Genomic DNA, 25,227 nt, shown 5'->3' with positions numbered 1-25,227 from the left:
GAATGTTTGAAGGACTTTTAAATAACCTAAAGGATGAGATAAAGACCATTCGATCAATAATTAATATCAGTGAAAAACTTAGAGAAATTATTGCGGATAATCCTTCACAACTCAACACAGAAGACTTAAAATATCTTCAAGCAAATGCTCCTTTAGGAGACAAGTGGCTAGTTAACGATCATTGTTCATCTATCACAAGGTTATATGCTCTTTACGAAAATTTTGTCGAAAATCTAGTGGGAGATTGGATTATTTTGCTGCCTCAATTATATAGTTGCTATCAAGATTTACCTGAATTTGTAAGAAATAAGCATCAGACTGGTTGTGCTACATTACTGGGCAATAAAAATAAAAGAAATCGCTTCGATTCTCTTTCAGAGAGGGACATTATCAAAAATTTATTTGATACTGAATACAAAAATACAACTAAATATAATCTCACATCAGCTGCTTTTTTGTTACATGAAGCTAATCTGAGAAAAGATCAATTAACCGGACTTTTAGTCGATGCTGGCATATCTGCAACTGATTCTTGGCAATGGATAGAAAATCATAAAAAAGTTAAGAATTTTATTGACAATAATAGTAGGGGTAGTGTGAAAAATGAATTAGATAATTTTATAGAACTTCGTAATAATTCTGCTCATGGTAAAGAAATAGATACCGTTCTTAATGCCAATGAGTTACTAAAATTATGTGATTTTGTCGAAGTTATATGTCAAGCTATGAGTGAATTAGTTCTTTATTGCTTTGTTTTTAGGAAGATCGAGATAGGAAAGCTTCAAAAGCTCGGTAAAGTTGTCAATTGGTATCAACAGCAACAAGCTTGCGCTGTCAAAATATCAGATGAGCCACAGGAATCCAATAAAAGACTAGAAGTCGGTAAAAAAGTTTTTTTAGTCAGTGAAAATAAAAAAATATGTCAAAATGCTATTATTGAAAGTATTCAAATTAATAAAAATGGCAAAAATACCCCTCGCCGAAGAATTCCAATAAGAGAGATAAAAGATTCTGAAATAGGCTTAAAATTTGACAAAGAAAGTCAAAAAGGATTAGAAGTTTATTTAGTTATTTTGGACTGATTGAAATAAATATAGCGTTTTTCATATTGATTGTTGCGAGATAGAAAATAAAAACTGATCATAAGCTCGATTAATTTTTTGCATAATTTTAATCGCCATGGCGGAAGAATTGTGATCGGGGTGATACTGACGAGCAAGCTGATAATATCTTTGTTTAACTTCTGGCCAACTGGCATTCTTAGAAACTTCTAAAACCTCCCACCAATCGTCAGAATCAGAGGGTGATATTTCTAATTCTTCTAATATTTCCGACCATATTTTTACCTTACCTCCATAACTACCTGTAATTAAAAATTGACCATCAGGACTAAATTTTAAGGGAGCAGTTCCCCGTAAAGTTTTAATTAATTCTCCAGTTTGTCCTTGCCAAATTTTGATTTCTGTTCGGGAAGCACTAGCAATTAAATGACGATGAGGATTAATAGCAATACTGATAATTGCCTGCTCGTGTGCCTGCCAACTTTTAATAATTTTTCCTGTCTTGATATCCCAGATTTTAATCGTTTTATCCCCACCGCCACTAATTAGATATTGACCATCATTACTAAAAGCTAAACTGTTAACGGCTACCTTATCACCGATAAAAGTTTGATAAGCATAACTATGATCAAATCGCCATAATTTAATAGTTTTATCATCACTACCACTAGCAATAATTTGGCTATCGGGACTAATAGCGCAGGTATTAACTGCCTCCTCATGACCAATTAAAGTTCGCTTTAATTCTCCTGTATAATAACTCCAGATTCGCAGAGTTTTGTCATTACTAGCACTAACAATAAATCTTTCATTGGCAGCAAAAGCTAATTGTAAAATTACACCATCGTGGCTATCGGGAGCATTTACACGAGCGAAAAAACTACTTTTATACTGCTTAGTTTCTAATTGCCACTGACTAATTCTGCCATCGAATCCACCAGCAATGATCGATTTACCGTTAGGACTTATAGCCAGAGTTTGGATCGACTCATTAACTCCCACAAAGGAATAAATTAATTTACCCGTTTCTCGCTGCCAAAGTTTTATGGTTTGATCTTCTCCCGCACTAGCGATAATTTTACCATCAGCACTAATATCGATCGCCCCAATATTTGCCTGATGACCTTTAAGAGTTTGGAAACACTGCCAAGATAAATGCTCTGGAATAGTAATTTCTGTAGAATATAACTGTGGATTTTCCTGAACAGATACTTCTGCTAACAGTTGCTGTAATTCTGCCTCTAGATTTTCATATTTTCCCGTAACTTCTTGCCAAAATAAAGCTGCTTCGTACTCTCTAGTAATGCGCTCAAAAAATTCTAGATTGTCATAAAAATTATTGTCGGAGTAGGTGGGAGATAACATTTTCATCAGTCCATAGACTCCTAACCCGACTCCCCCACCAGCGATCGCCATAGAACCCACACCAACAGCGAAAGCTGTACCTTTAACCGCGACTCCCACACCCCCAAAGGTAGAGTAGATACCGATTCCGCCAAGGCTTCCCATCCCCAAAGCTAACCCCACGGTGCGATCGTTTGTTTCTAGTCCTGCATAAATTGCCGAACTTGTCAGGATGCCAATCCCCGTCATTCCCACTAAACCGACGCTTATACCGCCAAATCCGCCGACTAAGCCGATATTTCCCAGACAAGCGGATAAATTGGCTCCCGTGACTCCACCGATGGCAGGAACAACAAAATCGAGCTTTTTAGCCATATTTTTCGGAAATAATGCAGTTAGTCCTGGCGTTTCTCCTAGAGAGTGTAGCCTGGTTTAGCGCCAATTTAAATCTGAATTGCATCACTATCTGATCCTATTTCATGAAATACCTCAAATGGGGTGGCATAGTCAAGACATTTTCGGGGACGATTGTTAATTAACTCCACAACTTTTTCCGCTTCCTCCCGTTGGGTTTCCTAGACTGGTTATAGCAAATTAGTAGTTTTAATGAGCTTAAAAACTTAGATAGTATGGAATCGAACAAAGTAAAAATATTTTGGGTTAGAATTAATATCCTGCAAAATTAAGTTCTCGAGCCGCTATCGGGTCAAAATATCTAAAAGCACAGATAAATTTGACATCATCTTCGGTTTTATGAATAGGATAGTTGTCTCTTGTCTTTTTTCTCCTCCTGTCTCGGAGTCTCCTCACCTAACAGAAGATTTTTGATGTTTACAGGAGAGCTTTTGATCTCAAACAGCCAAGCTAACTCGATACAATAAAAATTAATGGCAGTAAGGAGATAAAAGTTATGGCTGAGTCAAAAAGTTGGGATTTTCAGAGATTTTGGCAAACTCTAGACTATTTTGATAGTATTCCCCTGTGGAGTTGTCTGCAAAAGCTGCTCGGTTTCGGGGAAGATAAAAAAATTCAGCTAACAAATGAGCAAGCAATGAAGACCATTTTAGTCATTGGTGGGGAAAATGCGATCGGTAGAAAAGTAATCACTCAATTACAGCAGCAAAACTATCAAATTCGCGCTTTAGTCGATAATATTGATGATGCACGTCAATTATTCGGCGAAAATGTCGATTTATTCGCTCTGCAAACCCCGCAATTATTCACGGGGATTGATGAGATTATCTACTGTCAAGGGGAGAATAACCGCCATAGTTTAGCTAATTTACTCGATTTACTGAAAAATGCCGGTATAACCGCCGAAAAAACCCTCTTTGACTTTAGCAATCCCAGCAGTGACATAAAAGAAATCTGGGGTGCGGTGGATGATGTGGTAATGGGAGGAGTGAGTGAGAGTCAGATAACCCTAACCGGGGGACGCGCGCTCTTTTCTGGTATCGTTAGAACCGAAAATAACGGCGGTTTTGCCTCAGTTCGTACCAGAAACCTGAATCCTCCCCTAAATTTATCTAACTACGAGGGAATAGAATTACAGGTACAAGGGGACGGAAAACGCTATAAATTAATTCTGCGCTGTGAGGGACGTTGGGATGGTATCGGTTACTGTTATTCTTTTGATACACTTGATCGCACCCTGCAAAAGATTTCTATTCCCTTTGGCGATTTAATCCCGGTAGTGCGGGCCAAAACGATGAGAGATGCAGTACCCTTTGATAGCAGTAGCGTCTATGCTTTGCAGTTAATGCAGAGTAAATTCGAGTACGATGGGGCCCTAAATCCCCGTTTCTCCCCAGGATTATTTGCTTTAGAAATTGTCACAATTAAGGCCTACGGGGGTAAAAACCGCTTAATTATCGTTAAGGAAGGAGAAATCGCCGAAAAAAGCCTTTTAGATGCCAGTGGTTATCCCTACGAAGCGATCGATTCTGCTCAGATTTTCGCTAAACTTAATTAATTTAAATAAGCTTGCATCTCAAGTTACACTACTGAACATCGGGTTAAGATCATGACTATCGGGAGCATAATTAAGGAGGTATGTTCATGAGTGAACAGAATCCCTACGAACAACTTGGGGTTACTGAAGAATCCTCTTTTGAAGAAATTCAAGAGGCCAAACAAAGACTGGTGCAACAGTATCAGAATGATAGCAAAATTGTCGAATCGATCGAGGCGGCCTACGATTCCGTCCTCATGGATCGACTGCGGATGCGACAGGAAGGTAGAATTAAAGTACCCGATCGCATTCGTTTTCCTGAACGTCTGACGATTCCGGTGGAAAGTAAACCGGTTACTAGCAGCAAATCTCCTCACTGGTGGCAAAGCTTAATCGATACACCTTCTGCACAGGATATCGGCGTACCAGCAGTGATTTACGCTTGTTTAGGAGCAATAACGCTGTTAGTTCACGATCATCCCAGTGGCTCCCTTTTATCGCTGCTCCTAGCTTTTGGCGTTTTCGTTAATATCTATTTTTTCAACCGCAAAGAAAAACGTTTTGGCCGCGCCTTACTATTCACTTTCGCTGGTTTAGTGCTAGGAGTCGCTCTGGGAGCGGGATTAGCCAGTTTAGCGGCCAAGGCTGATTTGAATATTCTCGGCGGTCGCCAAATTTATGCGCTCGTCACTTTTCTAATCTTTTGGGTGATTAGTAGTTTTTTCCGTTAACCGAACGCTCGCAGTGATCCCAAGATCACGTCCACTGCTTCGCCAAGGTTATTGACGATATAGTCAGGCTCGTAGCTCTCTAAACGGGAACGGCTGCGAATCCCCGATAATACGCCAATAACCTTAATATTTTGGCTCTTAGCGGCGGTAATATCCGCTTCCGTATCCCCCACCATCCAAGTGTCGGCAGCCGCCGGCAGTTCCTTAGCGGCCTTAGCCATAAGCAGGGTTTTGTCGCGCACGTCGTTGGTTTTGCTGTAATTATTATTTAGACAATAACGACGATTAGCGGCGAAAAAACGACCGATGTCGTGGCGATTAAAGGCATGATCTAGCTCGGATACCCGCCGCATCGTCATGACGACTAAATCGATCTTTAAATCTTGGATTTTCTGGAGAGTTTCCAAAGAACCAACCACCGGGCGATCGTGGACAAGATAGGGTAAAGTATGAACAGTTTGACGACGAAGATGGGCAAATTTACGCGCTTGATCTTCATCTAATCCTGACATTTCCCCGATACGCTTCTCAGAAACCTGATCCCGTTTTAACTGCCAGAATTCCGCTTTCGATAATTCCCCGATAATTTGACCTTTATAGGCGGTTTTCTGTAAACATTCTTGATAAACCCGGTAATATCGCTCCGATACGTCCATTATCGGGCCGTCAAAGTCGCTAATTAGTCTCAACATCGTTCTAATACTTCTCGCTTTATTAATTTTTATATACAAGTTACCCTAGAGTCTTGACAATGACAAGAGTTTTATCAGTTATCAGTTATCAGTTATCAGCCGTCAGTCGTCAGGAAGTTAGAAGTTAGGAGTTCGGAGATGACTTTTTATTTGTTCTCTCTATCTCCCCACTGGCCACTAGCCACTGATTACTGTTTACTGATCACTGGACGGCTACGCCGTGCCTTTGGCAACACTGATGCTTCCCCTTCCCTAGTCTGGACGGTTAGCTTAAAATAAATGTAAGGATATGTAAACTTTCGTAACTATCTCGCCAATTGGCTAACCAATGATCCCAACAACTTCTTTATTCGCACCCGTTGACGATGATCTCCGTCTTTTGACCGATAACTTAAAAAATCTCGTCGGCGCTCGTCATCCCATTTTAGCGGCGGCAGCAGAACATTTGTTCGAGGCCGGTGGTAAACGCGTTCGACCGGCGATCGTGTTGCTGGTATCTCGCGCTACCATGTTAGACCGGGATATCACTCCCCGTCATCGTCGATTAGCCGAAATCACCGAGATGATCCACACTGCCAGTCTCGTCCATGATGATGTGGTAGATGAGGCGGAATTGCGCCGGGGTGTTCCCACCGTTAACAGTTTATTTGACAATCGCGTGGCGGTTTTAGCGGGGGATTTTCTCTTCGCTCAATCCTCTTGGTATCTAGCTAATTTAGATAATTTAGAAGTGGTAAAATTGCTCTCGGAAGTGATTCGCGATTTTGCTGAAGGGGAAATTCAACAGGGAATTAATCGCTTTGATACCAGTATCTCCTTGGCAGCTTATCTAGAAAAAAGTTACTACAAAACAGCTTCTTTAATTGCCAATAGTGCCAAAGCCGCTGGGGTATTAAGCGAGCAATCGGCTGAAGTTAATCATCATTTATATAATTATGGTCGCAATTTAGGATTAGCTTTTCAAATCGTCGATGATATTCTCGATTTTACCTCCCCCACGGAAGTATTAGGAAAACCCTCTGGCTCCGATTTGATCAGTGGTAATATCACTGCTCCCGCTCTCTTTGCTATGGAGGAAAATCCCTATATAGAAGTGTTAATCGAACGGGAATTTAGTCAGGAAGGAGACATCGAAAAAGCTCTTGATTTTATTCACTCTAGCCAAGGGATTCCTCGCTCAAAAGAGTTAGCCAGTCAATACGGTCAAAGTGCCTTAAAACACCTTGACTGTTTAGCTTCTTCTCCCTCAAAAGAGGTGTTAATCGAGCTAGTGGATTACGTTTTGAGCCGAATTTATTAGGGAATAATAGTTCTCGCCGTAGCAATAGTCCACCCATCGACTAATAATAAAAATAGGGTGAGAATAAAAAGAATTCCATACATCCAAGGCTGAGAAAGGGGGCGAATATCAGTCATATCCAAGTTAGTTTTTTCCTCGATTATTTTGACCATGCGATTAAATCCCACTACTCGCATCGGCAATAAATAGGCTTTTTCCGCGGAGCGATCAAGGAAATAATAAACTAAACCACCCTGTCCTGTACTGCGACATTTAAGTTCTTTTATATCTGTCCAATTTAACCACCAACCAGAGCGAAGAAAAGCGGGAAACCATTGGGGATAGGTAACTTGTATCCCTGTTTCTGATAAAACCACTCTTTCACTTAAAGCTCCGTATAAAGCGATTAATCCTAAGCTAATTCCTACCCAAAGAAAATTGGGATTAACGGGGGAATTAGTGACTTTTGCTAAAAAGGGTAACGGGATGGTTAACGCCACATATAAACTTAATAAAGTTACCCGAATTATTGGTGATATCCGAAAAATTATTGTCTCGTTCATTTGATAACCTTAATCAGTAAACAGTAAACAGTGAACAGTAAACAGTGAACAGTAAACAGTAATCATTAATCAGTGAAAAGAAGGCTCCGAACTTGCCACTTAATACTCTAACACTTTAACACTTAATACTGCTCACTGAAAACTCAAAACTGATAACTGATAACTGATAACTGATAACTGAACAGAGATTTTCACCTCGATCGCAGGTGATTGTTTGACCGTAAACTGTTATTCTAGGCATTAGGGGCGTGATTTTAAGTCGCTACAGTTATTAATTAATATTAACACCTATTGACTATTTCTATGAACAATGGTAAGCGCATTTGGGTCTATGACACTACTCTCCGGGATGGGGCCCAGCGAGAAGGTATTTCCCTCTCCCTAGAAGATAAAATTAAAATCGCCAGGGAATTAGATAGAATGGGCATTCCTTTTATCGAAGGCGGTTGGCCAGGCGCAAACCCTAGAGACGGTCAATTTTTCTGGAAACTGCACGAAGAACCCCTAAAACAAGCGGAATTAGTCGCTTTTTGTTCCACTCGTCGCCCCCATGTCGAAGCCCGGGAAGATCCGATGTTAACCGCCATTCTCGCCGCTAGAACCCGTTGGGTGACAATTTTCGGCAAATCTTGGGATCTGCACGTCACAGAGGGCTTAAAAACCAGTCTGGAGGAGAATTTAGCCATGATAGCAGACACCATCGAGTATCTACGCTGTCAGGGAAGACGAGTCATTTATGATGCCGAACATTGGTTTGATGGTTACAAAAATAACCCCGAATACGCCCTTTTAACCCTGAAAACCGCTAGGGATGCTGGGGCCGAATGGTTAGTTTTCTGTGATACCAACGGTGGCACTTTACCCCAAGAAATCGCCCCTATTGTGGAGAAAGTGCGGGAGCAATTGGGTATCGATCCTGATGAGGAAAATGCGCCTCAATTAGGCATTCATGCTCATAATGATGCAGGAACCGCCGTAGCTAACTCTTTAGCGGCAGTTAACGAGGGCGCACGCATGATTCAAGGCACAATTAACGGTTATGGGGAACGCTGCGGCAATGCCAATTTATGTACTTTAATTCCCAATCTTCAGTTAAAAATGGGATTTTCTTGCCTAGAAGAAAATCAATTAGGCCGATTGACGGGAACTAGCCGAAAAATCAGCGAAATGGTCAATTTAGCCCCAGATGATCATGCTCCCTTCGTCGGACGTTCCGCTTTTGCCCATAAAGGCGGTATTCACGTTTCTGCGGTGGCGAAAAATCCCCTTACCTACGAACATATTAACCCGGAAGCGATCGGGAATCAGCGTCGCATTGTCATTTCTGACCAATCGGGATTAAGTAATGTGTTAGCGAAAGCGCGCAGTTTTGGCATCGATTTAAATAAAGATGATCCCACCTGTCGGCAAATTTTGGAACGTTTAAAAATCTTGGAAAGTGAGGGTTATCAATTTGAAGCAGCCGAAGCTAGTTTTGAGTTATTAATGCGGGAAGCTTTGGGACAGAGAAGCCACCTTTTTGAATTAAAAGGATTCCAAGTTTATTGTGATATGCTCCGGGATAGTGGTAATGCGATTGCGACAATTAAAGTACGGGTAAAAGAGGAAGATTTATTAGAAGTGGCCGAAGGTAACGGGCCCGTGGCTGCTTTAGATCGGGCTTTAAGAAAGGCTTTAGTCAAATTCTATCCCGAAATTGCTAACTTTCACCTGACCGATTATAAAGTGAGAATCCTCGATAGTGGTTCGGGGACGGCAGCGAAAACTAGGGTTTTAATCGAGTCCAGTAACGGTCAACAAAGATGGACAACCGTGGGAGTGTCTAGTAATATTTTGGAAGCTTCCTATCAAGCAGTAGTAGAAGGAATTGAGTACGGTTTATATCTACTGCAAAACAATCAACTAGAATTATCGGGTCAATTTTGTCCTTTAGGGACAATTTAGGGAACAGTAATCAGTAATCAGTTATCAGTTATCAGTTATCAGTAATCAGTTATCAGTTATCAGTAATCAGTTATCAGTTATCAGATTTTTTATCCCCACACCCCACACCCCACACCCTACACCCCACTTCCTGCTCCCCTTTCTAGGATTAAATAACCCCTAGGATAATAATCGGGTAACAAAAGAATTTTGCCAACGACGGGCCAAGGCCCGTAGATACATATTAACGGGAAACTGATAATATTCGATAATTAACCAGAGTAAACAAATAGCATGGCAAATAAAGGTTAAAATCGACCAAAATAGAGGCACCCATGACAAAGGACTCCCCTCGACCGGAGGAAAAAGATAGGCTCCCGTAGCCACAATTGCTGTGGGAAAAATCACAAATCCTAAACCGATAATTAAGTAAAAACCTGCCATCTCGATTCCTTCTCTCGGTAAACCCTGCCAATACTTACCATTCCAATACCAAGTTAAGGGTAATTGACTATCGGCCATTTTTAAAAGCTGTCTTTCTAAATTAGCAGTAAAAATGTGTTGACAAAAGTTACAAGCATAGGCTTCCATGAGTGGTAAAGTGGCAATTTTACCATGGCGACAGACGGGACAAGAATAGGTATCGTGATAGTTTAATCGGGTTGGCTCGGTCATGGTAATCTGAGTAAGAGTAAAAAAGGCCATTGCAGATAATTAACTTTTCCCTATTGATAACGATTGAGTTATGCGGCGCTCGCCAACACTATGGCTCATTAGTATCAAACGGGTTCAAATCTTGTGGATGAGTTATGGTAATACTTGATATACCCGCAAAATCACTGGGATTAAAGGTCAACAGATGTGTAATTTCATTGGCAAGCATAGCCGCAACGAGACGAACATCATGAGTGCGTTTACCCATCACTCTGTTAGTTGTGACTAAGTTCAGCCAATTTGTAAAAATCTGCCGAGATTCTGCCAAGACTGGAAAACGAGCGAGAAGTTGATCTATCATGCTTCTGGTTTGTTCTACAGACCAACCCAAACCATTGACTTCAGTTGGTCTGGTGGCAACAACCCAAAACTCAATTATTACTTGTGTCGCAAGGAAACATTCATCTGATTGCATGAGCAGACGAGAAACTGCATTGGTTGCCAGCTTATGCTGTAGGTCGGAACAATTGCACAATCGCATAACAATATTAGTGTCAAGTAAATATCTCGTCATCATTCGTAAATACTATCGCGACTAAAGGCTTCATCTCCTAGACTCGGACTATCTTTGGGAAGTTGTAACACCCATTCACGCAATTCCCTAGCTCTCTGGGATGGTGTTGCTCTTTGCCAAAGCGGAACAGACGATGGGACTTGTCCAGACTGAAACTCAAGGTCGGCTATGAAATCAGCAATCTTTTTCAGTTGATCATCGTTTAGTTTATCTAATTCTTTCTTAAGATCTTCTCGCAGCATAGGTCGGTTTTGAGAAAATAGACACTCTCTATAGTAACCGATATGCTCCTAGCCGTTTGGCTCAGGTGCTTGTTTATACGATCGGCTCTAAATAATCTCCCTGATTAGGCTAGACTCAAGTTGCCAGCTTAAAAAGTCTGGTGGTGACATCTAATTCGCCTTGATTAAGGATAACTAATTAAGCAAGATTGGAAGGAATTTTCCCTAGTTTTTGCAGTTGTTTTTCAATATTAGCCTTTAATTGGGTCCGGGAGATTTCTTTTCCTGTTTGAGCGGTGTGTGCATTTTCCAGAAAAATAATACTATCTACTTTTTCTACGGCAAATAATTGGAATAAAAGATGGGTTACGGGAATCAGGAGCGTTGATAGGGGTGAATTAGCAGTATTTTGGGCAGATATGGCCATTTTTTCCGTAGCAAAGGCATAGATAACCCTTTTTTCCTGTTGTGGCTGCTGCCGATGAGCTAAGGTGGTTAGTAACCAATCACCTTGGCTATTCTGCACCACATAGTATTGTAAATGTTTTAACTGTCTAGCAAAAGCCGCCAGGACGGGATTAACCGCTTCTTCCATGACCACGGTTGCCAGTCCGTAATTGACCGCTTCTCGACTTAAAATATGCAGTTGTGCCTTTAATTTCATGGCTAATCATCTCTATAAACTAATCGATGGCGATGACATTCGGCAAGGCCATTTAAAATTGTCGTCGTGAAAAGATGAGGATGGAGATACCCAATAATAGACCAGTATAAACGAGACTGTAGAGGGCGTTACCGATTAAGACATCAGCACTAGGCAGCAAACCATAAACGGCCTCGTTTCTAAAATTCAATCTCTCCAAATCTGGGAGAATTAGATAAATATTTTTAGTGATGGCGAGGATATTGGGATTTTTGCTGATTATACCCAATTGGATCAGATCTTTGCTGATGTGACCCATTAGATAGACCCCAAAAGTCATTAGCGTGGCTAAAATCGAACTGGTAAATACCCCAAAAGCGATCGCCACGGCCGCAATGAGAATTAATTCCAAACCGAGATAGAAAACCGAGACAATCAGGGGTAAAGCTTGAAAAGATACTTTCATCCCCAGCAACATCAGCAGGTAAATCACCAACATTACCCCCAGCATCACCACTAAAACCCCAGACAAACCCAAGTGTTTACCGAGGATAAATTCGGCCCGACTCAGGGGTTTAGGAATCAAAACTAAAATAGTTTTCTTGTCAATTTCCTTATTAATTAGCCCTGTACCCACAAAAACCGCGACAATTACCCCTAATAGTCCGATAGCGGCTAATCCCAAGTCAAGAAAGATTTTCTCATGGGTTCCCACCGCAATTTCTGGTAATAAACGCCAAGCGAAGGCCATCAACAAGGCAAAAAACCCGATAAAGTAAAGAATGCGATCGCGAATAACCTCGCGAAAACCATTAGCTGCGATCGCCCAGATTCTCAGGATGCTGATACCCATAGCCTTTCATCAAAATAATATCTCTCTTTCCTTTTGAGATTACCCATTTCTGGGGTAAAAGTAGATCTACTCTCAAAATCAAAAATTGTCACGGTTGGTTAGCAGTCCCTAGGGATAACTGGGTGTTGTTAAATTAGCTAAAAAAGCAGCTAATCCTTACTGTTCCAGTATTACCTTATCTTTGTCGAAATCTACCATCAAGAATCAGCCTAGGATAAATTGATCTCTAATAACCCCGGTGGTGGCGAGATCTCGATGCGTGCCGCTTTCAGATCCACCAGTGGCACAATTTCTTTGACAAAGGGAACCAGGACCGTGGCTTTTGAGTCGGAAGAAGGGCTTTTTTTCTTGACAGAGGCGAGATTTGCTTCTAGTTGCACTGCTAAAATGTCATTACCAGCCCAGAAAATATCTACTACAACCCCGATTTTTTCTCCTGTCAGGTGATGATAAACCTCTAAGTTTACTAGCTCACTAACATGATATTCATCCGCTTTTAGGCGAGGTTTTTCTAGTTTATTCGCCCATAATTTATATCCGCGCAAAGCTTCGGCTTGTTCCCGATTTTCAACCCCCTCTAACTTGATAACATAAACATTTTTTCCCGGTAGCTCACGTCCCCTGAGCAGAGTAATTTCTCGGATTTCTCCCCCTTGTGGTCCTTGTATTCCCCTAATACCTCGCTTCTGAAAACGTTCGGGAAAATCTGATACCGATAAAACTCGCAATTCTCCCTCCAGTCCCTGGGGTGCTACTATTGTCCCAATTTCTAGCCAATTTTCTTCCATTGTCTCGATATTTTTTGCTATAGCTTTCCCTAGTATATAGCCTTTTTTGTCTCGATCCTAGATTAGACCTCTTGTAAAAATCAAAAATTGTTGTTAGGGTTAGGAGTCAGGAGTCAGTAGTCAGTAGTCGGTCGTCAGGAGAATTAAGAATAATACTAAATCTGGTTATTAAAGACTGATTATTTATTCCCCTTTTTGCATGAGTGCATGAGCAGAAAACGGGTTTCTCGGAGAAACCCGTTTTCTGTGCGTTACTTAAAAGTCTTGGTAGGGTAAAATTTTTAGTTGACCTCTACTCCTGACCATTTTTTGACTTTTTACTGGTGACTTGTTACTGAATTATGACTATTTGGCAAGCGGATTTTTATAAATCTTCATCTTCTCCTTCTCTTGGCCCAATCTGGCAATTGTTAATTTCCGATTCCCTTGGTCATCTTATCTATGAAAATTCCTGTCCCCAATCCCAAGCTAATAGCGACTGGTTAACCCAACAGTTACAGCAAGCTTGTCAAGTCTCCCCCCCAGAAATTATCCAAGTTTTTCGCCCCCAATGCGCCAATTTATTTCTCCTCGCTGGTCAAAATTTACAGATCAAAATTGAGTTAACCCGTCACGTTAACGCTCTGAAAAAACAGCTAGAATTGCGGCAAATCCCCATCAATATCGACTCTCCTCCACCGCAACCCCTACCAGACCAATTTTTAGGTCAAGAGTGGCGTTTTGCTCGTTTTCCCGCCGTTGATTTAGTTAACTTTTTTGGCGATCGCAGAATACCGATTCTTTCCCTACCAGAGGCCTTTTCTCCTTTAAAATTAGGTTTAGCCTCCACTTTAATGATCCCCGGTGTGGTTATTACCGGGGGTAAGAAATCTCTTGCCATCGCTCGTTGGTTAGAGGAAATTAACCCGGTATTTATCGATCATATTCCCACAGAAAGGGGGCGATCGGGCGGTTTAGTCTTGGAATCAGGTCTAAATGAACGTTGGATTTTTCTGACCTACGAAGATGAAGAAGTGGCCCTGGCAGCCAATGTTTATCAAGCAACCAAACAGGAAAGCCAAGGTTGGCACTTTCTCCTGATACAACCGGATGATTCTGGTCGCACTTTTACCGGCTTTTGGTTACTGAAACAAGTTTAACCCCCAAGCTGTCCCCAAGAGGCAAAGAATACCCGCTAAACCCGCTAAAGGTTGGTTATAGATACCTTTGACCCAAACTAACCCAGAATCGCTGTAAGACATCAATTCGGCACTGTCTAGCAAAGCTAATCCCCACACCCAACCGCCATGAAGTCCCCAAGCTAATCCTAAACTACCATGATCGATCGCCCGCGCCCAGACCAGAACCATCCCCATCAGAAATAAACCGGGTAGTTGCGGTAGCGTTTGCTGACGTTCCCAAAGCAGATGCAGCAGGGCAAAAATTAGGCTAGAAATGGCTCCCGCCACCCAAAAACCGTATTCTTGGCTTAATTGGCTCAAAAAGATGCCCCTAAAGATTAATTCCTCGGTAATACCCACCCAGAGGGCCACTATCAACAGGGGTAAACTCAAGGCAAAAGCGCGAGTTAGATTTTTGGGCTGCCAATGTACCCAGGCCAAAATCCCCTCTAGGAAAAAAATTATCCCTAATCCCACCACTGCTAGGATTAATCCTTTGGTTAGGGAGATAAATAGGGAAAATGACCAAATTAATCCGTAATTATGGAGGCTGCTCCCCTCTATCTTCAATAATCCCCAGATAACTAGGGGTGCCAAGGCATAAAGAGAGGCAACTAGGGGCAATTTCTGGTCAGGTTTTGTCCCTTGCAGCGGTTGCCATCCCAAACGACTCCCTAAACCAATGGCAATCGGCAGCCAGAGAATTAACCAGGCTAACAGGAAAATAATAATTTTTATTAAGGCAGCCATGTCCATTGTCAATTAGGTGCTAGAGGTGGGAATTATAAATTATGAATTATGAATTATGAATTATGAAGTGGGGTGTGGGGTTTTTGGGGTGTAGGGTGTGGGGTGTAGGGTGTGGGGTGTGGGGTGTGGGGTGTGGGGAGAATAAATAAAAATAATCTCCTGAATACTAACTCGGAGTCTCCTGTCTCCTAACACCCATAAAACAAACCCTCTAGGGACAGAATAATTGTGGAACTTTGCTCTGGAAAAGCCTAGCTCCAACAAAAATCCATCCCTAGGGGGTTGCGAAAAAGAAGAAAAAGTGCTTAAGGAAAACCCCTCGAGTTGATGAAAGAGGCGGTCAGGGGTTAGAATTAGGGATAAGAATCTATATTGTCTTTTTTGTCGGTCTTGTCAAAACTAGCCCTTTTGACTGCCGATTTTTTTTTCCCTATCCCTACTCCGTAACCTATTTAAGCTTCTACTGGTTCTTCTGATTCCATTTGTTTGAGGTGGATGTGCTTGTAGCCAAGTTTGATTTCAAATTCATCGCCGGGCTGCAAGTTCATTTGTTCGGTATAGGTGGAACCGATGACGATTTGACCATTTTTGTGGACACTAACCCGGAAAGTGGGTTCGCGGCCGCGGCCATCTTTAGTGCCTTCGGGATCGAGAGGAACCCCTTTTGCACCTAAAACAGCATCGTAAAAGTCGGTTAAATTGACCCGAACTTGGCCATCTTTACTTTGAGAGTAGTAACCACAACGTTTTGCCGTTTCGCGACGGGGTAAGTGGGATAACTCTTTGACTTTTTGAAGTAGAGCTTTCCCGGTTAGGGGAGTAGGAGAGATATCACTCATGGTACTTTTTAATGTCCCTTGATTTTTTAGTGACTGTCAATTAAGTTTACACTGACAAATTGATCATACCAAAAATCTCGCCAAAAATGTCTAGAGGGGAATAATAAATTTTTTAAAACTGATGGTTCGGTGATGACAATCGTGCTAAGAAGACCCCGGACTAGGTAGTAAGTGTAAACCTTGTGGGGGAGAGGAAATTTTTGGTCAAGACTCTGGCAATTTTTGGTCGGGTGCGAGGAAAACAGGGGGGAGAAAGTAAGGACGTAAAACCGCTCAAGCTATACCTAGCAAGGAATTGAGAAACTATACTTGTGGTTGGAGTTGGCAAAAAACTAATGACCCAGAGCAGCAAATCCGGGGGGATTAAACTGTTTTCGAGCGACTTGCCCATCTATCATTAGGCCTAGATACCCACCCCTTGGCTCAACCGACCAGGGCAAATCTTAAGGATTAATTACCATTACTAGCTCCCCTTTGGCCCGTTAACATCGATTATCCTGAGTATTAGGAGTCCCTCATCCCCGTGCCGAGTATGGAAGTTTCTTTTAAAATTCTGCGTCAACGACCCAACGACACCCCCTACCTAGAAAATTTTACCCTAGAGGTGGAGGCGGGAAATACAATTCTCGACTGCCTTAATCGCATCAAATGGGAACTTGATGGAACTTTGGCCTTTCGTAAAAATTGCCGCAATACAATTTGTGGCAGCTGTGCGATGAAAATTAACGGTCGTTCGGCCTTGGCTTGTCAAAAAAATATCGCCAGTGAATTAAACCATTGTAGCCAAAAAGATGCCGGAGAAATTCCCGAAATCACGATCGCACCCCTGGGTAATTTACCGATTATCCGGGATTTAATCGTCAATATGCAACCGTTTTGGGACGATTTAGAAAGAGTTGAACCTTATATCAGTAGTCAAGCACGCACCATTCCCGAACGAGAATTTCTGCAAACTCCAGAAGAAAGAGCCAATCTCAATCAGATGGGTAACTGCATTATGTGCGGGGCCTGTTATTCGGAATGTAATGCTAAGCAAGTGAATCCCGATTTTGTCGGTCCCCACGCTTTAGCAAAAGCGCAGCGCACCCTAGCAGATTCCCGCGATGGTAATCAAGAAGGTCGCCTAGCACTTTATCATCAAGGCACCGCCGGGGTTTGGGGTTGTACCCGTTGCTATTTCTGTAATGCGGTTTGTCCCATGGAAGTGGCCCCCATGGATCAAATCGGTAAAATTAAACAGGAAATACTCGCTCGCAAGTCGGACGATAGTAGTCGTCCCATTCGTCACCGGAAAGTTTTAGTGGAATTAGTCAAAGCAGGGGGATGGGTTGATGAACGCAAATTCGGCCTCTATGTGGTGGGCAATTATTGGCGCGATTTACAGGGTTTATTAAGTATTGCCCCCTTGGGATTGCGGATGATTGCTAAGGGTAAATTTCCCACTTCCTTTGAAGCTTCCGAGGGAACCGAGGAGGTGAGAGGTTTAATTACTGCCATTCAAAATTCTCGCTCTCGATAGTTAGAGTAATTTTGAGATCATTATGATCTATATTCTATTTGACTGGAGAACTCATTATCATGTTCGATCGAGATAGTATCCGTGGTTTTTCTGCCCTAATCACCCTTGTGGGAGTCGCTTCTAGTTTGGGTTGTAGCTTCAACGCACCGGCTTTCTCCCAAGCTACCTCTAACAATTTACCATTACTCTTAGCCCAAAAAAGCGAAAAGGTGCGAGTAGCGGTTTTAGACTTCGATTATAGCGGTCTCAGTAATCCCCAGTGGTTAACATTTCTCAATGGTGGAGCCAGTGGTGTCAGTGATATTCTCGTCAACAAATTAGTGGAAAGTGGTCGCTATACAGTCATTGAGCGCAGTCGCATTGATGCTGTCCTCAGAGAACAGAATTTGGGGGCTTCGGGACGGGTAGATGCCGCTACCGCTGCTCAAATCGGGCAAATTTTGGGGGTAGATGTGGTGATTATCGGTTCGATTACCCAATTCGATTTACAAAAAAAACAATCCGGTGGCTCGTTTATTATTTTTAGCACTGCTAAGACAGAAACCGATGCTTTTGTCAAGTTAAATGTCCGAGCAATTAATACCACCACGGCCGAAATTATTACCACCGCTCAGGGAGATGGTACTGCCAATCAATCCGATGGTTCAACCGTGGTTTTAGGAGTTGGGGGTGGTTCCCAAACCTCCAACGAAGGGAAATTACTCAGTATTGCCACGGATAAGGCAGTGGCGCAGGTGGTGGATAATCTCAATGATAAAGCCGACCAAATCGCCGCTACACCTCGCTCGCTCCCGACTGTCACCGCTTTAGTGGCTGCCGTGGCGGGAAATCAGGTAATTCTCAATAAAGGTACGGGAGAAGGCTATCGTGTCGGTTTACGCATTTCCATCGAACGGACGACTCAAACGGTCAAGGATCCGCAAACGGGTAAGGTTATCCGTCAGATTACTCAACCGATTGGCACTCTCGAAATTGTCGAAGCTGATGGTCAATCTAGCGTCGGTCGCATCATTACCGGTAATGGTTTTAAAGTCGGTGATTTAGCTAAACCCATTCGTTAGTTATGAATTATGAATTGGGGAAGTGGGGAGGTGGGGAGATCGGTAAACTTAAATCTGATAACTGATCACTGATAACTGATCACTGATCACTGATAAGTGAACACTCACGAAAATTTGAAGTTATTTGACACTCCCGTCGCACTAAGCGCTTCGGGATTCTTAGTTCAACGAGTCCACTTAAATTAGATGCCTTGCGTTATCCAACCCAGAGGTGGTTCTCACGCTTGCGCGTTACTTTTCGTATGCCCTACGATAGTCCCCCTGGCCCCCCCCCGACGTCGGGGGGGGCCAGGGGGGGGGACAAAGTTTGCTTGAATTGAAACGTTAGCTTCAAATACTGCTTTGTCTATTTCCTGTAAAGATTTTACATCACGAGCAGGGGGAAACTAGAACTATTGAGTAGAACCCCATATCTTTAATTGTCAAGGTGCAGATAGCGTAGTGGTTAGACTACATGGGTTTTTAAAGCGGTTGATTACCCTATCCGCTCTACTTACATGGTAGCTATTTGGCCTGAGTAGGTCAAGACCCTTACAAGAAGAAGTTATTCGAGATTTTGTCAGGAGACTGGACGCTTATTTTTAATCGTGCTTCGTGTCACTGAGCCTTTACATTGAGCCTTTACATTGAGCCTGTCGAAATGTGTCGAAGTGCTGTTTTATATTGGCGCTTGGTTTCATCCCGTCCCTAAAAGCGACGGGATGAAACCCCGACATTTGAGATAAAATTTATAATCGGAATCCCTTGGATATTCCCTAGACCAGAGCGATTAACGAAAACTATCAAAAAATGATACAAGATCAAAAACCCACGGTGATCATTACTGGGACAACTTCTGGAGTCGGTCTCTACGCCGCTAAATCCCTTGCTCAAAGAGGTTGGTTTGTGGTTATGGCCTGTCGGGATATCCCGAAAATGGAACAGGCGGCCAAGGAATTGAACATTCCCCGGGATAACTACTGTATTGAATTTATCGACCTCGGTTCCCTCGATAGCGTCCGGCGCTTCGTTAAAAATTTCCGGTCCTTGGGCAGACCCCTAACCGCTTTAGTCTGCAATGCCGCTATCTATCTGCCTTTGCTCAAAGAACCCTTAAGAAGTCCCGACGGTTATGAATTGAGCATGGCCACCAATCATTTAGGTCATTTCCTGTTGTCAAATTTGCTCTTGGAAGATCTAAAAAATTCTCCCTCTCCCGACCGCCGTTTAGTCATTCTCGGCACTGTCACCCATAATCCCGATGAATTAGGCGGTAAAATTCCTCCTCGTCCCGATTTGGGCGATTTGGAAGGGTTTGCCAAGGGTTTCAAAGAGCCGATTACTATGGCCGACGGCAAAAAATTTGAATCGGTCAAAGCCTACAAAGATAGTAAGGTGTGTAATGTTCTCACCATGCGGGAACTGCACAAACGCTATCACCAATCGACCGGAATCACTTTTACTTCCCTCTATCCGGGTTGTGTGGCCGATACACCCCTTTTCCGCAACCATTACCCCTTTTTCCAGCAGTTTTTCCCCTGGTTCCAGAAAAATATCACCGGTGGCTATGTTTCCCAAGAATTAGCCGGGGAAAGAGTGGCCCTGGTGGTGGCTGACCCCGAATACCGTCAATCTGGCGCTTACTGGAGTTGGGGCAACCGTCAGAAAAAAGAGGGTAAATCTTTTGTACAAAGGGTTTCTCCTCAAGCTCGCGACGATGAAAGAGGCGAAAAAATGTGGGAATACAGCGCTAAATTAGTCGGATTAGCATAAATTCCGATTTTGAGACTAAAAAGGGACACAAGGTAACTTGTGTCCTTGTCGGAGCTAGGAACTTAATTTTTATTTAGTGTCGGAGAATTCCGCATCGATGACATCATCGCCACCACCAGCACCACCAGAGGGGCCATTGTTATTGCCACCGGTGGGATTGCTAGGGGCTGCTTGCTGATAGATACGGGTACCGATCTCGTAGAGGACTTGTTGTAATTCCGGTAGGGCTACTTTGATCTTACCATCATCCTCTTCAGCGATCGCTTCTTTCAGTTCTTTAATCAACTTTTGGGCTTTCGTTTTCTCTAATGGGGGAACCTTATCGCCTAACTCGACTAACTGCCTTTCAGCTTGATAAACGAGGGAATCAGCTTGATTTTTGCGTTCAATGCGTTCGCGACGTTCTTTATCAGCCGAGGCGTTCGATTCTGCCTCATTAACCATGCGTTCCACTTCATTTGACGGCAAGGTAGAAGCGCCGGTGATGCTGATCGATTGTTCTTTTCCTGTACCTTTATCCTTAGCGGTGACATTTAAAATACCGTTAGCATCGATGTCGAAAACCACTTCGATTTGAGGCACACCCCGGGGCGCAGGGGGGATACCATCGAGTCGGAAAGTTCCCAAACTCTTGTTATCTTTGGCTATTTCCCGTTCCCCTTGCAGGACGTGGATTTCTACGTTAGTTTGTGAGTCTACTGCCGTAGAGAAAACTTCCGATTTTCTGGTGGGGATAGTGGTATTGCGGGGAATAATCCGCGTCATCACACCGCCGAGGGTTTCCACACCCAGAGACAGAGGAGAAACATCAAGCAGAAGAATATCTTTGACTTCACCGGCAAGAACACCACCTTGAATAGCGGCACCCACAGCTACCACTTCATCAGGGTTAACGCTTTGGTTAGGCTCTTTGCCCAGAACTTGTTTAACTAATTCTTGAATGGCGGGAATCCGGGTTGAACCACCGACGAGAACCACTTCATCGAGGGCAGATTTATCGATTTTGGCATCACGGACGGCATTTTCTACGGGACGCCGACAGCTATCGATTAAATCAGCGCAAATTTCCTCAAATTTAGCTCTGGTTAAGGTAGTATCTAGGTGTTTTGGTCCTTCGGCGGTAGCGGTGATGAAGGGCAGGTTAATTTCCGTTTGGGTAACGCTAGAAAGCTCAATTTTGGCTTTTTCCGCCGCTTCCGTGAGACGTTGCAGGGCTTGTTTATCTTGACGGAGATCGATTCCTTCAAATTTTTCGAATTCTTCGGCTAAATAATCAACGATTTTTTTATCGAAGTCATCACCCCCGAGATGAGTATCTCCAGAGGTAGCGAGAACTTCAAAGACACCATCACCCACTTCCAGAACCGATACGTCAAAGGTTCCCCCACCCAAGTCAAAAACAAGAATGGTTTCGTTAGCTTTTCTCTCTAATCCGTAGGCAAGAGAGGCGGCGGTGGGTTCGTTGATAATGCGGAGAACTTCAATCCCGGCAATTCTCCCCGCATCTTTGGTGGCTTGACGTTGGGAGTCATTAAAATAAGCAGGTACGGTGATGACTGCTTGGGTAACGGTTTCGCCGAGGTATTTACCGGCATCTTCCACCAGTTTCCGCAGTACCTGGGCGGAAATTTCTTCGGGGGCGAATTGTTTGCCCTGGGCGGGACAGTCTAATTTAACGTTGCCGTTGCCGTCTTGAAGAGCTTTGTAGGATACTTCTGTGGCTTCCTTGCTAACTTCGTTGAATTTCCGGCCGATGAAGCGTTTGACGGAATAAAAAGTATTTTGCGGGTTCATTACCGCTTGACGTTTGGCGATTTGTCCTACTAGGCGATCGCCATTTTTGGCGTAGGCGACCACTGAGGGCGTGGTTCTAAACCCTTCGGCGTTGGCGATAACGGTGGGTTTACCCCCTTCCATAACCGCGACGCAGGAGTTAGTCGTCCCTAAGTCAATTCCAACTACTTTTCCCATAATCTTTGTGCTGCTCCGATACAACTTATAGTGACTTCTAGAATCGGAACTGTACTCGGTTTTTAGGCGATACCCACCCCTATCAGTTCCTTTGTTATCTCTATAGTGCAAAATAACCCCGCTTTCTCGATAGTGTAGGTATCCGAACCTTTTTGGTAGTATTACAGTAGTCGGTAAACCTCCGGTGAAAGTGAAAAATTCTCCCGGAGGCAGTCTGAAGGAGTAATAGACCTCTGGCAAAAATCAAAAATCTTCCGTGAGGTGAGGAGTCAGTAGCCAGTAGTCGGTCGTCAGGAGAATTAAGAATGAGCATTATATAGATTAAATGCTCTATTTAGCAATTTTAAGCAATTTTATGCTTATTTTTCTCATTTTTGCCCTCTCAAAAATTAATTATGCAAGAACTCTAATTTAGATAGTCAACAGCTTATCCTCTGTGCTAAAACACGATCACTGATAACAATTTATTCAATTGATCGCAGAATCTCAATTGCCTTATTGTCTTGGTTGCATCCGCTTTTTATCTGATTATTTCATAAAAACTATGACTTACGAAACTCTGGCTCTTTCCACCCCGACACCGATTTTATCTTGGGCGGGCCATGAATTGGGACTCCAAGAAACCCAAATGGCCAAAAATGTTGCCTCCCTACCTTTTGTTTATAAACACATTTCTTTAATGCCGGATGTTCACTTGGGTAAAGGTGCTTTAGTCGGTTCGGTGATTGCCACCAAAGATGCCGTAATTCCCGCCGCCGTCGGAGTCGATATCGGTTGCGGCATGGCTGCCCTAAAAATGCCTTTTACTGGTGAACAATTGCAGGGAAAACTCAAAAAAATTCGCCTCGATGTGGAAGAAAATATTCCCGTCGGTTTTGCTGAAAATAAAGAAGTGGATCGGGAAGTGACCAAATGGCCAAAATGGGCGGAATTTAAACAGATTCATCGAGGTGTACAAAACCTAGAGAAAAAAGCCCTTAAACAAATGGGTTCTCTGGGGGGTGGCAATCACTTTATCGAAATTTGTTTAGATACAGATAATCAAGTTTGGTTAATGCTCCATTCCGGTTCTAGAGGTATTGGTAATCAACTGGCCCAATGTCATATTAATACCGCCAAAGAGTTAGCCAAACTAGGAGAATGTAAATTACCCGACCTCGATCTGGCCTACTTTGTCGCCGGTACAGAAGAATTTACCGCCTACTGGCACGACCTGCAATGGGCCCAGGAATATGCCCGTTATAATCGAGAAATTATGATGGCTAGATTTAAGCGCATTGTTGAAAAACATCTAGCGGGAGGCAAACCAACTAAACCCCTCTTAGTAGTTAATTGTCATCACAATTACGCCGAACAAGAAATTCATTTTGGGGAAGAGGTTTATGTCACCCGAAAAGGAGCCGTCCGCGCCAGAGAAACCGATTATGGTATTATCCCCGGTTCCATGGGAGCGCAATCTTATATTGTCAAAGGCAAAGGAGAACATAATAGCTTCTGTTCCTGTTCCCACGGGGCGGGGCGCTTGATGTCGAGAAATCTGGCTAAAAAAACCTTTACTCTTGATGATTTAATCGCCCAAACCCAAGGGGTTGAATGCCGCAAAGATGAGGGCGTTATTGATGAGATTCCAGGGGCCTATAAACCGATCCAACAGGTGATGAATCAACAGGCTGATCTAGTGGAAATTGTCGCCACTCTCAAGCAGGTGATGTGTGTCAAAGGTTAACAAATCATGGCCAGAGCGATCGATTTTTGTCGTTTTTTCTCTAGCATGAAAAAGATAGGAATCGATCGAGGATTATAAGCGATGAGTCTGACTATTGCTGCCCAATTAGGGCAAATTCCCGCCCATCATCTCAATATCATGGGCTATGTGGATGAATCCGCCGTTAACGGTCCCGGTTGTCGGGCCGTGGTCTGGGTACAGGGTTGTTCTCGCGAGTGTCGGGGTTGTTTTAATCCAGCTTCCTGGTCCTTCGAGATCAATCAATTAATTACTGTTGAGTCTCTAGCTGCCAAAATTTTGGCTAATCCCCGCAATAGCGGCCTAACTTTCTCTGGGGGTGAACCTTTTTGGCAAGCAAAAGCCTTGACCGAATTAGCTAAATATGTTAAGGAAAAAGGCTTAAATGTGATGTCCTTCACGGGATTTACGATCGAACAATTGCGCTCAACCGAAGCACCGCCCCACTCTCAAGAATTATTGGCCCAGTTAGATATTTTGGTGGATGGGGCCTATGTGGAATCCCTCGCTATTCATTCCCCCGATTCTCCGGTTTCTTCTAGCAATCAACGGATTCACCTCCTCAATCCCGCTTGGGAAGATCAGATTAATTGGGCATCGGATCAAGTAGAAATTCATATTCTCAAAGACGGAACTCGAATTTTTACGGGATTTTGGGGACAGATTATTTCTTGAACGGGCCCAGAATCAGTGATCAGTAAACAGTAAACAGTAGTGCGAAACGTTTAGGCATGAAATAAGGAGCCCTATCAACCTTGACCGACCTTATAACTGTTTATCTGTCCCGACGTTTAGTATCACTCGATACCAAACTCGGCCAGGGGACTCAAGGTCAATACACTTTGTCATTATATTTGACAAAGTTGAGAGTAACGGCGATAGCTACCCCCAGTTTCAGAAGTCACAAATCTGGCACTGAAGCGGGGAACGGAAGGCGAGAGAGGTTTGACATACCCCACGCCGTAAACGGACGTGGATTCTTCTAGCATCACTGCTGATACCATTTTTCTTTATTCTTGGCAGGTATCTTACCCCCCCTTGCCCTAGGGCTGTTTCATTCTCGCAAATGTCATTCAATCAAATCCTTATCTGGCAAGGTTTTCAGTCAATTTCTCAGAACAAATATCTGAAAAATTTTTAAAATGCCTTGCTTT

The 25,227-nt window shown here is 43.1% G+C and carries 24 protein-coding genes and 1 pseudogene; 12 read left to right on the top strand and 13 right to left on the bottom strand.

Annotated elements, in window-relative coordinates; all coding sequences use genetic code 11:
• Positions 1-2: 2 nt before the first annotated feature.
• Positions 3-1,082, top strand: a complete 1,080-nt coding sequence (locus H6F92_RS06860; protein ID WP_190357274.1) for an MAE_28990/MAE_18760 family HEPN-like nuclease — start codon at positions 3-5, stop codon at positions 1,080-1,082.
• A gap of 21 nt (positions 1,083-1,103) precedes the next feature.
• Here H6F92_RS06860 and H6F92_RS06855 read toward each other — a convergent pair whose 3' ends face one another.
• On the bottom strand, positions 1,104-2,780 hold the full coding sequence (locus H6F92_RS06855; protein WP_190357272.1) for a WD40 domain-containing protein: 1,677 nt from the start codon (positions 2,778-2,780) through the stop codon (positions 1,104-1,106).
• 68 nt (positions 2,781-2,848) lie between these two features.
• A pseudogene (locus tag H6F92_RS06850) lies at positions 2,849-2,968 on the bottom strand (IS30 family transposase); the annotation flags it as partial.
• A gap of 347 nt (positions 2,969-3,315) precedes the next feature.
• Here H6F92_RS06850 and H6F92_RS06845 point away from each other — a divergent pair.
• On the top strand, positions 3,316-4,377 hold the full coding sequence (locus H6F92_RS06845; RefSeq protein ID WP_190357270.1) for a CIA30 family protein: 1,062 nt from the start codon (positions 3,316-3,318) through the stop codon (positions 4,375-4,377).
• A gap of 86 nt (positions 4,378-4,463) precedes the next feature.
• Entirely contained in the window at positions 4,464-5,087 is a 624-nt protein-coding gene (locus tag H6F92_RS06840) for a CPP1-like family protein (protein ID WP_190357269.1), read from the top strand.
• On the opposite strand, the gene H6F92_RS06835 is transcribed toward H6F92_RS06840, so the two are convergent.
• Positions 5,084-5,779 (bottom strand): HAD family hydrolase, encoded by a 696-nt coding sequence (locus H6F92_RS06835; RefSeq protein ID WP_190357267.1) that lies wholly within the window; start codon positions 5,777-5,779, stop codon positions 5,084-5,086. The two genes, H6F92_RS06840 and H6F92_RS06835, sit on opposite strands and share 4 nt — an antisense overlap.
• Positions 5,780-5,917: 138 nt before the next feature.
• On the opposite strand from H6F92_RS06835, the gene H6F92_RS06830 reads away from it, so the two are divergent.
• A complete protein-coding gene (locus tag H6F92_RS06830; RefSeq protein WP_155119759.1) occupies positions 5,918-6,058 on the top strand; it encodes a hypothetical protein in 141 nt (46 codons plus the stop codon).
• Between the two features lie 49 nt (positions 6,059-6,107).
• Complete coding sequence (gene sds / locus H6F92_RS06825; protein ID WP_002761730.1) at positions 6,108-7,079, top strand: solanesyl diphosphate synthase; 972 nt, start codon at positions 6,108-6,110, stop codon at positions 7,077-7,079.
• Here the strand turns inward: sds and H6F92_RS06820 are convergent.
• Positions 7,076-7,621: a hypothetical protein gene (locus tag H6F92_RS06820; protein ID WP_190357265.1), complete on the bottom strand. Its 546-nt coding sequence runs from the start codon at positions 7,619-7,621 to the stop codon at positions 7,076-7,078. The genes sds and H6F92_RS06820 overlap by 4 nt on opposite strands.
• Positions 7,622-7,924: 303 nt before the next feature.
• Between H6F92_RS06820 and cimA the strand changes: the two genes are divergently transcribed.
• The gene (cimA, locus tag H6F92_RS06815; protein ID WP_190357263.1) at positions 7,925-9,565 is read left to right on the top strand and encodes a citramalate synthase; all 1,641 of its coding nucleotides are present in this window, start codon (positions 7,925-7,927) and stop codon (positions 9,563-9,565) included.
• A 159-nt stretch (positions 9,566-9,724) separates the two neighbouring features.
• Here cimA and H6F92_RS06810 read toward each other — a convergent pair whose 3' ends face one another.
• The 6 genes from H6F92_RS06810 to rimM form a co-directional block, all read right to left on the bottom strand.
• Positions 9,725-10,219 (bottom strand): hypothetical protein, encoded by a 495-nt coding sequence (locus tag H6F92_RS06810; RefSeq protein WP_190357261.1) that lies wholly within the window; start codon positions 10,217-10,219, stop codon positions 9,725-9,727.
• A gap of 88 nt (positions 10,220-10,307) precedes the next feature.
• A complete protein-coding gene (locus H6F92_RS06805) occupies positions 10,308-10,775 on the bottom strand; it encodes a type II toxin-antitoxin system VapC family toxin (RefSeq protein WP_002801782.1) in 468 nt (155 codons plus the stop codon).
• Entirely contained in the window at positions 10,772-11,014 is a 243-nt protein-coding gene (locus H6F92_RS06800; RefSeq protein WP_002775464.1) for a hypothetical protein, read from the bottom strand. The genes H6F92_RS06805 and H6F92_RS06800 overlap by 4 nt, the downstream gene beginning before the upstream one ends.
• Positions 11,015-11,192: 178 nt before the next feature.
• Positions 11,193-11,657, bottom strand: coding sequence for a hypothetical protein (locus H6F92_RS06795; protein ID WP_150978052.1), 465 nt, complete (start codon positions 11,655-11,657; stop codon positions 11,193-11,195).
• A 52-nt stretch (positions 11,658-11,709) separates the two neighbouring features.
• A complete protein-coding gene (locus H6F92_RS06790; protein WP_190357260.1) occupies positions 11,710-12,489 on the bottom strand; it encodes an ABC transporter permease in 780 nt (259 codons plus the stop codon).
• A gap of 209 nt (positions 12,490-12,698) precedes the next feature.
• A complete protein-coding gene (rimM, locus tag H6F92_RS06785) occupies positions 12,699-13,277 on the bottom strand; it encodes a ribosome maturation factor RimM (protein ID WP_190357259.1) in 579 nt (192 codons plus the stop codon).
• A gap of 341 nt (positions 13,278-13,618) precedes the next feature.
• Between rimM and H6F92_RS06780 the strand changes: the two genes are divergently transcribed.
• On the top strand, positions 13,619-14,416 hold the full coding sequence (locus tag H6F92_RS06780) for a Tab2/Atab2 family RNA-binding protein (protein ID WP_190357258.1): 798 nt from the start codon (positions 13,619-13,621) through the stop codon (positions 14,414-14,416).
• Here the strand turns inward: H6F92_RS06780 and H6F92_RS06775 are convergent.
• Together H6F92_RS06775 and H6F92_RS06770 are read right to left on the bottom strand one after the other, a co-directional pair.
• Positions 14,399-15,193: a CPBP family intramembrane glutamic endopeptidase gene (locus H6F92_RS06775; RefSeq protein WP_190357257.1), complete on the bottom strand. Its 795-nt coding sequence runs from the start codon at positions 15,191-15,193 to the stop codon at positions 14,399-14,401. The genes H6F92_RS06780 and H6F92_RS06775 overlap by 18 nt on opposite strands.
• Positions 15,194-15,639: 446 nt before the next feature.
• Positions 15,640-16,026, bottom strand: a complete 387-nt coding sequence (locus H6F92_RS06770; RefSeq protein ID WP_002782369.1) for an AbrB family transcriptional regulator — start codon at positions 16,024-16,026, stop codon at positions 15,640-15,642.
• Positions 16,027-16,558: 532 nt separating this feature from the next.
• Between H6F92_RS06770 and H6F92_RS06765 the strand changes: the two genes are divergently transcribed.
• The 3 genes from H6F92_RS06765 (at position 16,559) to H6F92_RS06755 (ending at position 20,358) form a co-directional block, all read left to right on the top strand.
• Complete coding sequence (locus H6F92_RS06765; protein ID WP_190357256.1) at positions 16,559-17,545, top strand: succinate dehydrogenase/fumarate reductase iron-sulfur subunit; 987 nt, start codon at positions 16,559-16,561, stop codon at positions 17,543-17,545.
• A gap of 59 nt (positions 17,546-17,604) precedes the next feature.
• Entirely contained in the window at positions 17,605-18,606 is a 1,002-nt protein-coding gene (locus H6F92_RS06760; protein ID WP_190357318.1) for a CsgG/HfaB family protein, read from the top strand.
• A gap of 789 nt (positions 18,607-19,395) precedes the next feature.
• Positions 19,396-20,358 carry a protochlorophyllide reductase gene (locus tag H6F92_RS06755; protein ID WP_190357255.1) on the top strand — a complete coding sequence of 321 codons (963 nt, stop codon included), beginning with the start codon at positions 19,396-19,398 and terminating at the stop codon, positions 20,356-20,358.
• Positions 20,359-20,427: 69 nt separating this feature from the next.
• On the opposite strand, the gene dnaK is transcribed toward H6F92_RS06755, so the two are convergent.
• Positions 20,428-22,329, bottom strand: a complete 1,902-nt coding sequence (gene dnaK / locus H6F92_RS06750; RefSeq protein WP_190357253.1) for a molecular chaperone DnaK — start codon at positions 22,327-22,329, stop codon at positions 20,428-20,430.
• A gap of 544 nt (positions 22,330-22,873) precedes the next feature.
• Here dnaK and H6F92_RS06745 point away from each other — a divergent pair.
• Together H6F92_RS06745 and H6F92_RS06740 are read left to right on the top strand one after the other, a co-directional pair.
• The gene (locus H6F92_RS06745) at positions 22,874-24,055 is read left to right on the top strand and encodes an RtcB family protein (RefSeq protein WP_190357252.1); all 1,182 of its coding nucleotides are present in this window, start codon (positions 22,874-22,876) and stop codon (positions 24,053-24,055) included.
• 81 nt (positions 24,056-24,136) lie between these two features.
• Positions 24,137-24,748 (top strand): 4Fe-4S single cluster domain-containing protein, encoded by a 612-nt coding sequence (locus H6F92_RS06740; RefSeq protein ID WP_190357250.1) that lies wholly within the window; start codon positions 24,137-24,139, stop codon positions 24,746-24,748.
• The last annotated feature ends 479 nt before the right edge of the window (positions 24,749-25,227 follow it).

It is taken from the genome of Microcystis wesenbergii FACHB-1317 (assembly GCF_014696875.1).
Taxonomy (GTDB): Bacteria; Cyanobacteriota; Cyanobacteriia; order Cyanobacteriales; family Microcystaceae; genus Microcystis; species Microcystis wesenbergii_A.
This window is presented reverse-complemented; position numbering and strand designations above follow the sequence as displayed.

Excerpts from the sequence above, each read along its gene's own strand:
- H6F92_RS06760 (WP_190357318.1), top strand. The coding sequence starts at position 17,605 with ATGTTCGATCGAGATAGTATCCGTGGTTTTTCTGCCCTAATCACCCTT.
- H6F92_RS06745 (WP_190357252.1), top strand. The coding sequence starts at position 22,874 with ATGACTTACGAAACTCTGGCTCTTTCCACCCCGACACCGATTTTATCT.
- H6F92_RS06860 (WP_190357274.1), top strand. The coding sequence starts at position 3 with ATGTTTGAAGGACTTTTAAATAACCTAAAGGATGAGATAAAGACCATT.
- dnaK (WP_190357253.1), bottom strand. The coding sequence starts at position 22,329 with ATGGGAAAAGTAGTTGGAATTGACTTAGGGACGACTAACTCCTGCGTC.
- H6F92_RS06805 (WP_002801782.1), bottom strand. The coding sequence starts at position 10,775 with ATGATGACGAGATATTTACTTGACACTAATATTGTTATGCGATTGTGC.
- H6F92_RS06845 (WP_190357270.1), top strand. The coding sequence starts at position 3,316 with ATGGCTGAGTCAAAAAGTTGGGATTTTCAGAGATTTTGGCAAACTCTA.
- rimM (WP_190357259.1), bottom strand. The coding sequence starts at position 13,277 with ATGGAAGAAAATTGGCTAGAAATTGGGACAATAGTAGCACCCCAGGGA.
- H6F92_RS06835 (WP_190357267.1), bottom strand. The coding sequence starts at position 5,779 with ATGTTGAGACTAATTAGCGACTTTGACGGCCCGATAATGGACGTATCG.
- H6F92_RS06755 (WP_190357255.1), top strand. The coding sequence starts at position 19,396 with ATGATACAAGATCAAAAACCCACGGTGATCATTACTGGGACAACTTCT.
- H6F92_RS06810 (WP_190357261.1), bottom strand. The coding sequence starts at position 10,219 with ATGACCGAGCCAACCCGATTAAACTATCACGATACCTATTCTTGTCCC.
- H6F92_RS06830 (WP_155119759.1), top strand. The coding sequence starts at position 5,918 with ATGACTTTTTATTTGTTCTCTCTATCTCCCCACTGGCCACTAGCCACT.
- cimA (WP_190357263.1), top strand. The coding sequence starts at position 7,925 with ATGAACAATGGTAAGCGCATTTGGGTCTATGACACTACTCTCCGGGAT.
- H6F92_RS06800 (WP_002775464.1), bottom strand. The coding sequence starts at position 11,014 with ATGCTGCGAGAAGATCTTAAGAAAGAATTAGATAAACTAAACGATGAT.
- H6F92_RS06770 (WP_002782369.1), bottom strand. The coding sequence starts at position 16,026 with ATGAGTGATATCTCTCCTACTCCCCTAACCGGGAAAGCTCTACTTCAA.
- H6F92_RS06790 (WP_190357260.1), bottom strand. The coding sequence starts at position 12,489 with ATGGGTATCAGCATCCTGAGAATCTGGGCGATCGCAGCTAATGGTTTT.
- H6F92_RS06740 (WP_190357250.1), top strand. The coding sequence starts at position 24,137 with ATGAGTCTGACTATTGCTGCCCAATTAGGGCAAATTCCCGCCCATCAT.
- H6F92_RS06840 (WP_190357269.1), top strand. The coding sequence starts at position 4,464 with ATGAGTGAACAGAATCCCTACGAACAACTTGGGGTTACTGAAGAATCC.
- H6F92_RS06820 (WP_190357265.1), bottom strand. The coding sequence starts at position 7,621 with ATGAACGAGACAATAATTTTTCGGATATCACCAATAATTCGGGTAACT.
- H6F92_RS06795 (WP_150978052.1), bottom strand. The coding sequence starts at position 11,657 with ATGAAATTAAAGGCACAACTGCATATTTTAAGTCGAGAAGCGGTCAAT.
- sds (WP_002761730.1), top strand. The coding sequence starts at position 6,108 with ATGATCCCAACAACTTCTTTATTCGCACCCGTTGACGATGATCTCCGT.
- H6F92_RS06855 (WP_190357272.1), bottom strand. The coding sequence starts at position 2,780 with ATGGCTAAAAAGCTCGATTTTGTTGTTCCTGCCATCGGTGGAGTCACG.
- H6F92_RS06775 (WP_190357257.1), bottom strand. The coding sequence starts at position 15,193 with ATGGACATGGCTGCCTTAATAAAAATTATTATTTTCCTGTTAGCCTGG.
- H6F92_RS06765 (WP_190357256.1), top strand. The coding sequence starts at position 16,559 with ATGGAAGTTTCTTTTAAAATTCTGCGTCAACGACCCAACGACACCCCC.
- H6F92_RS06780 (WP_190357258.1), top strand. The coding sequence starts at position 13,619 with ATGACTATTTGGCAAGCGGATTTTTATAAATCTTCATCTTCTCCTTCT.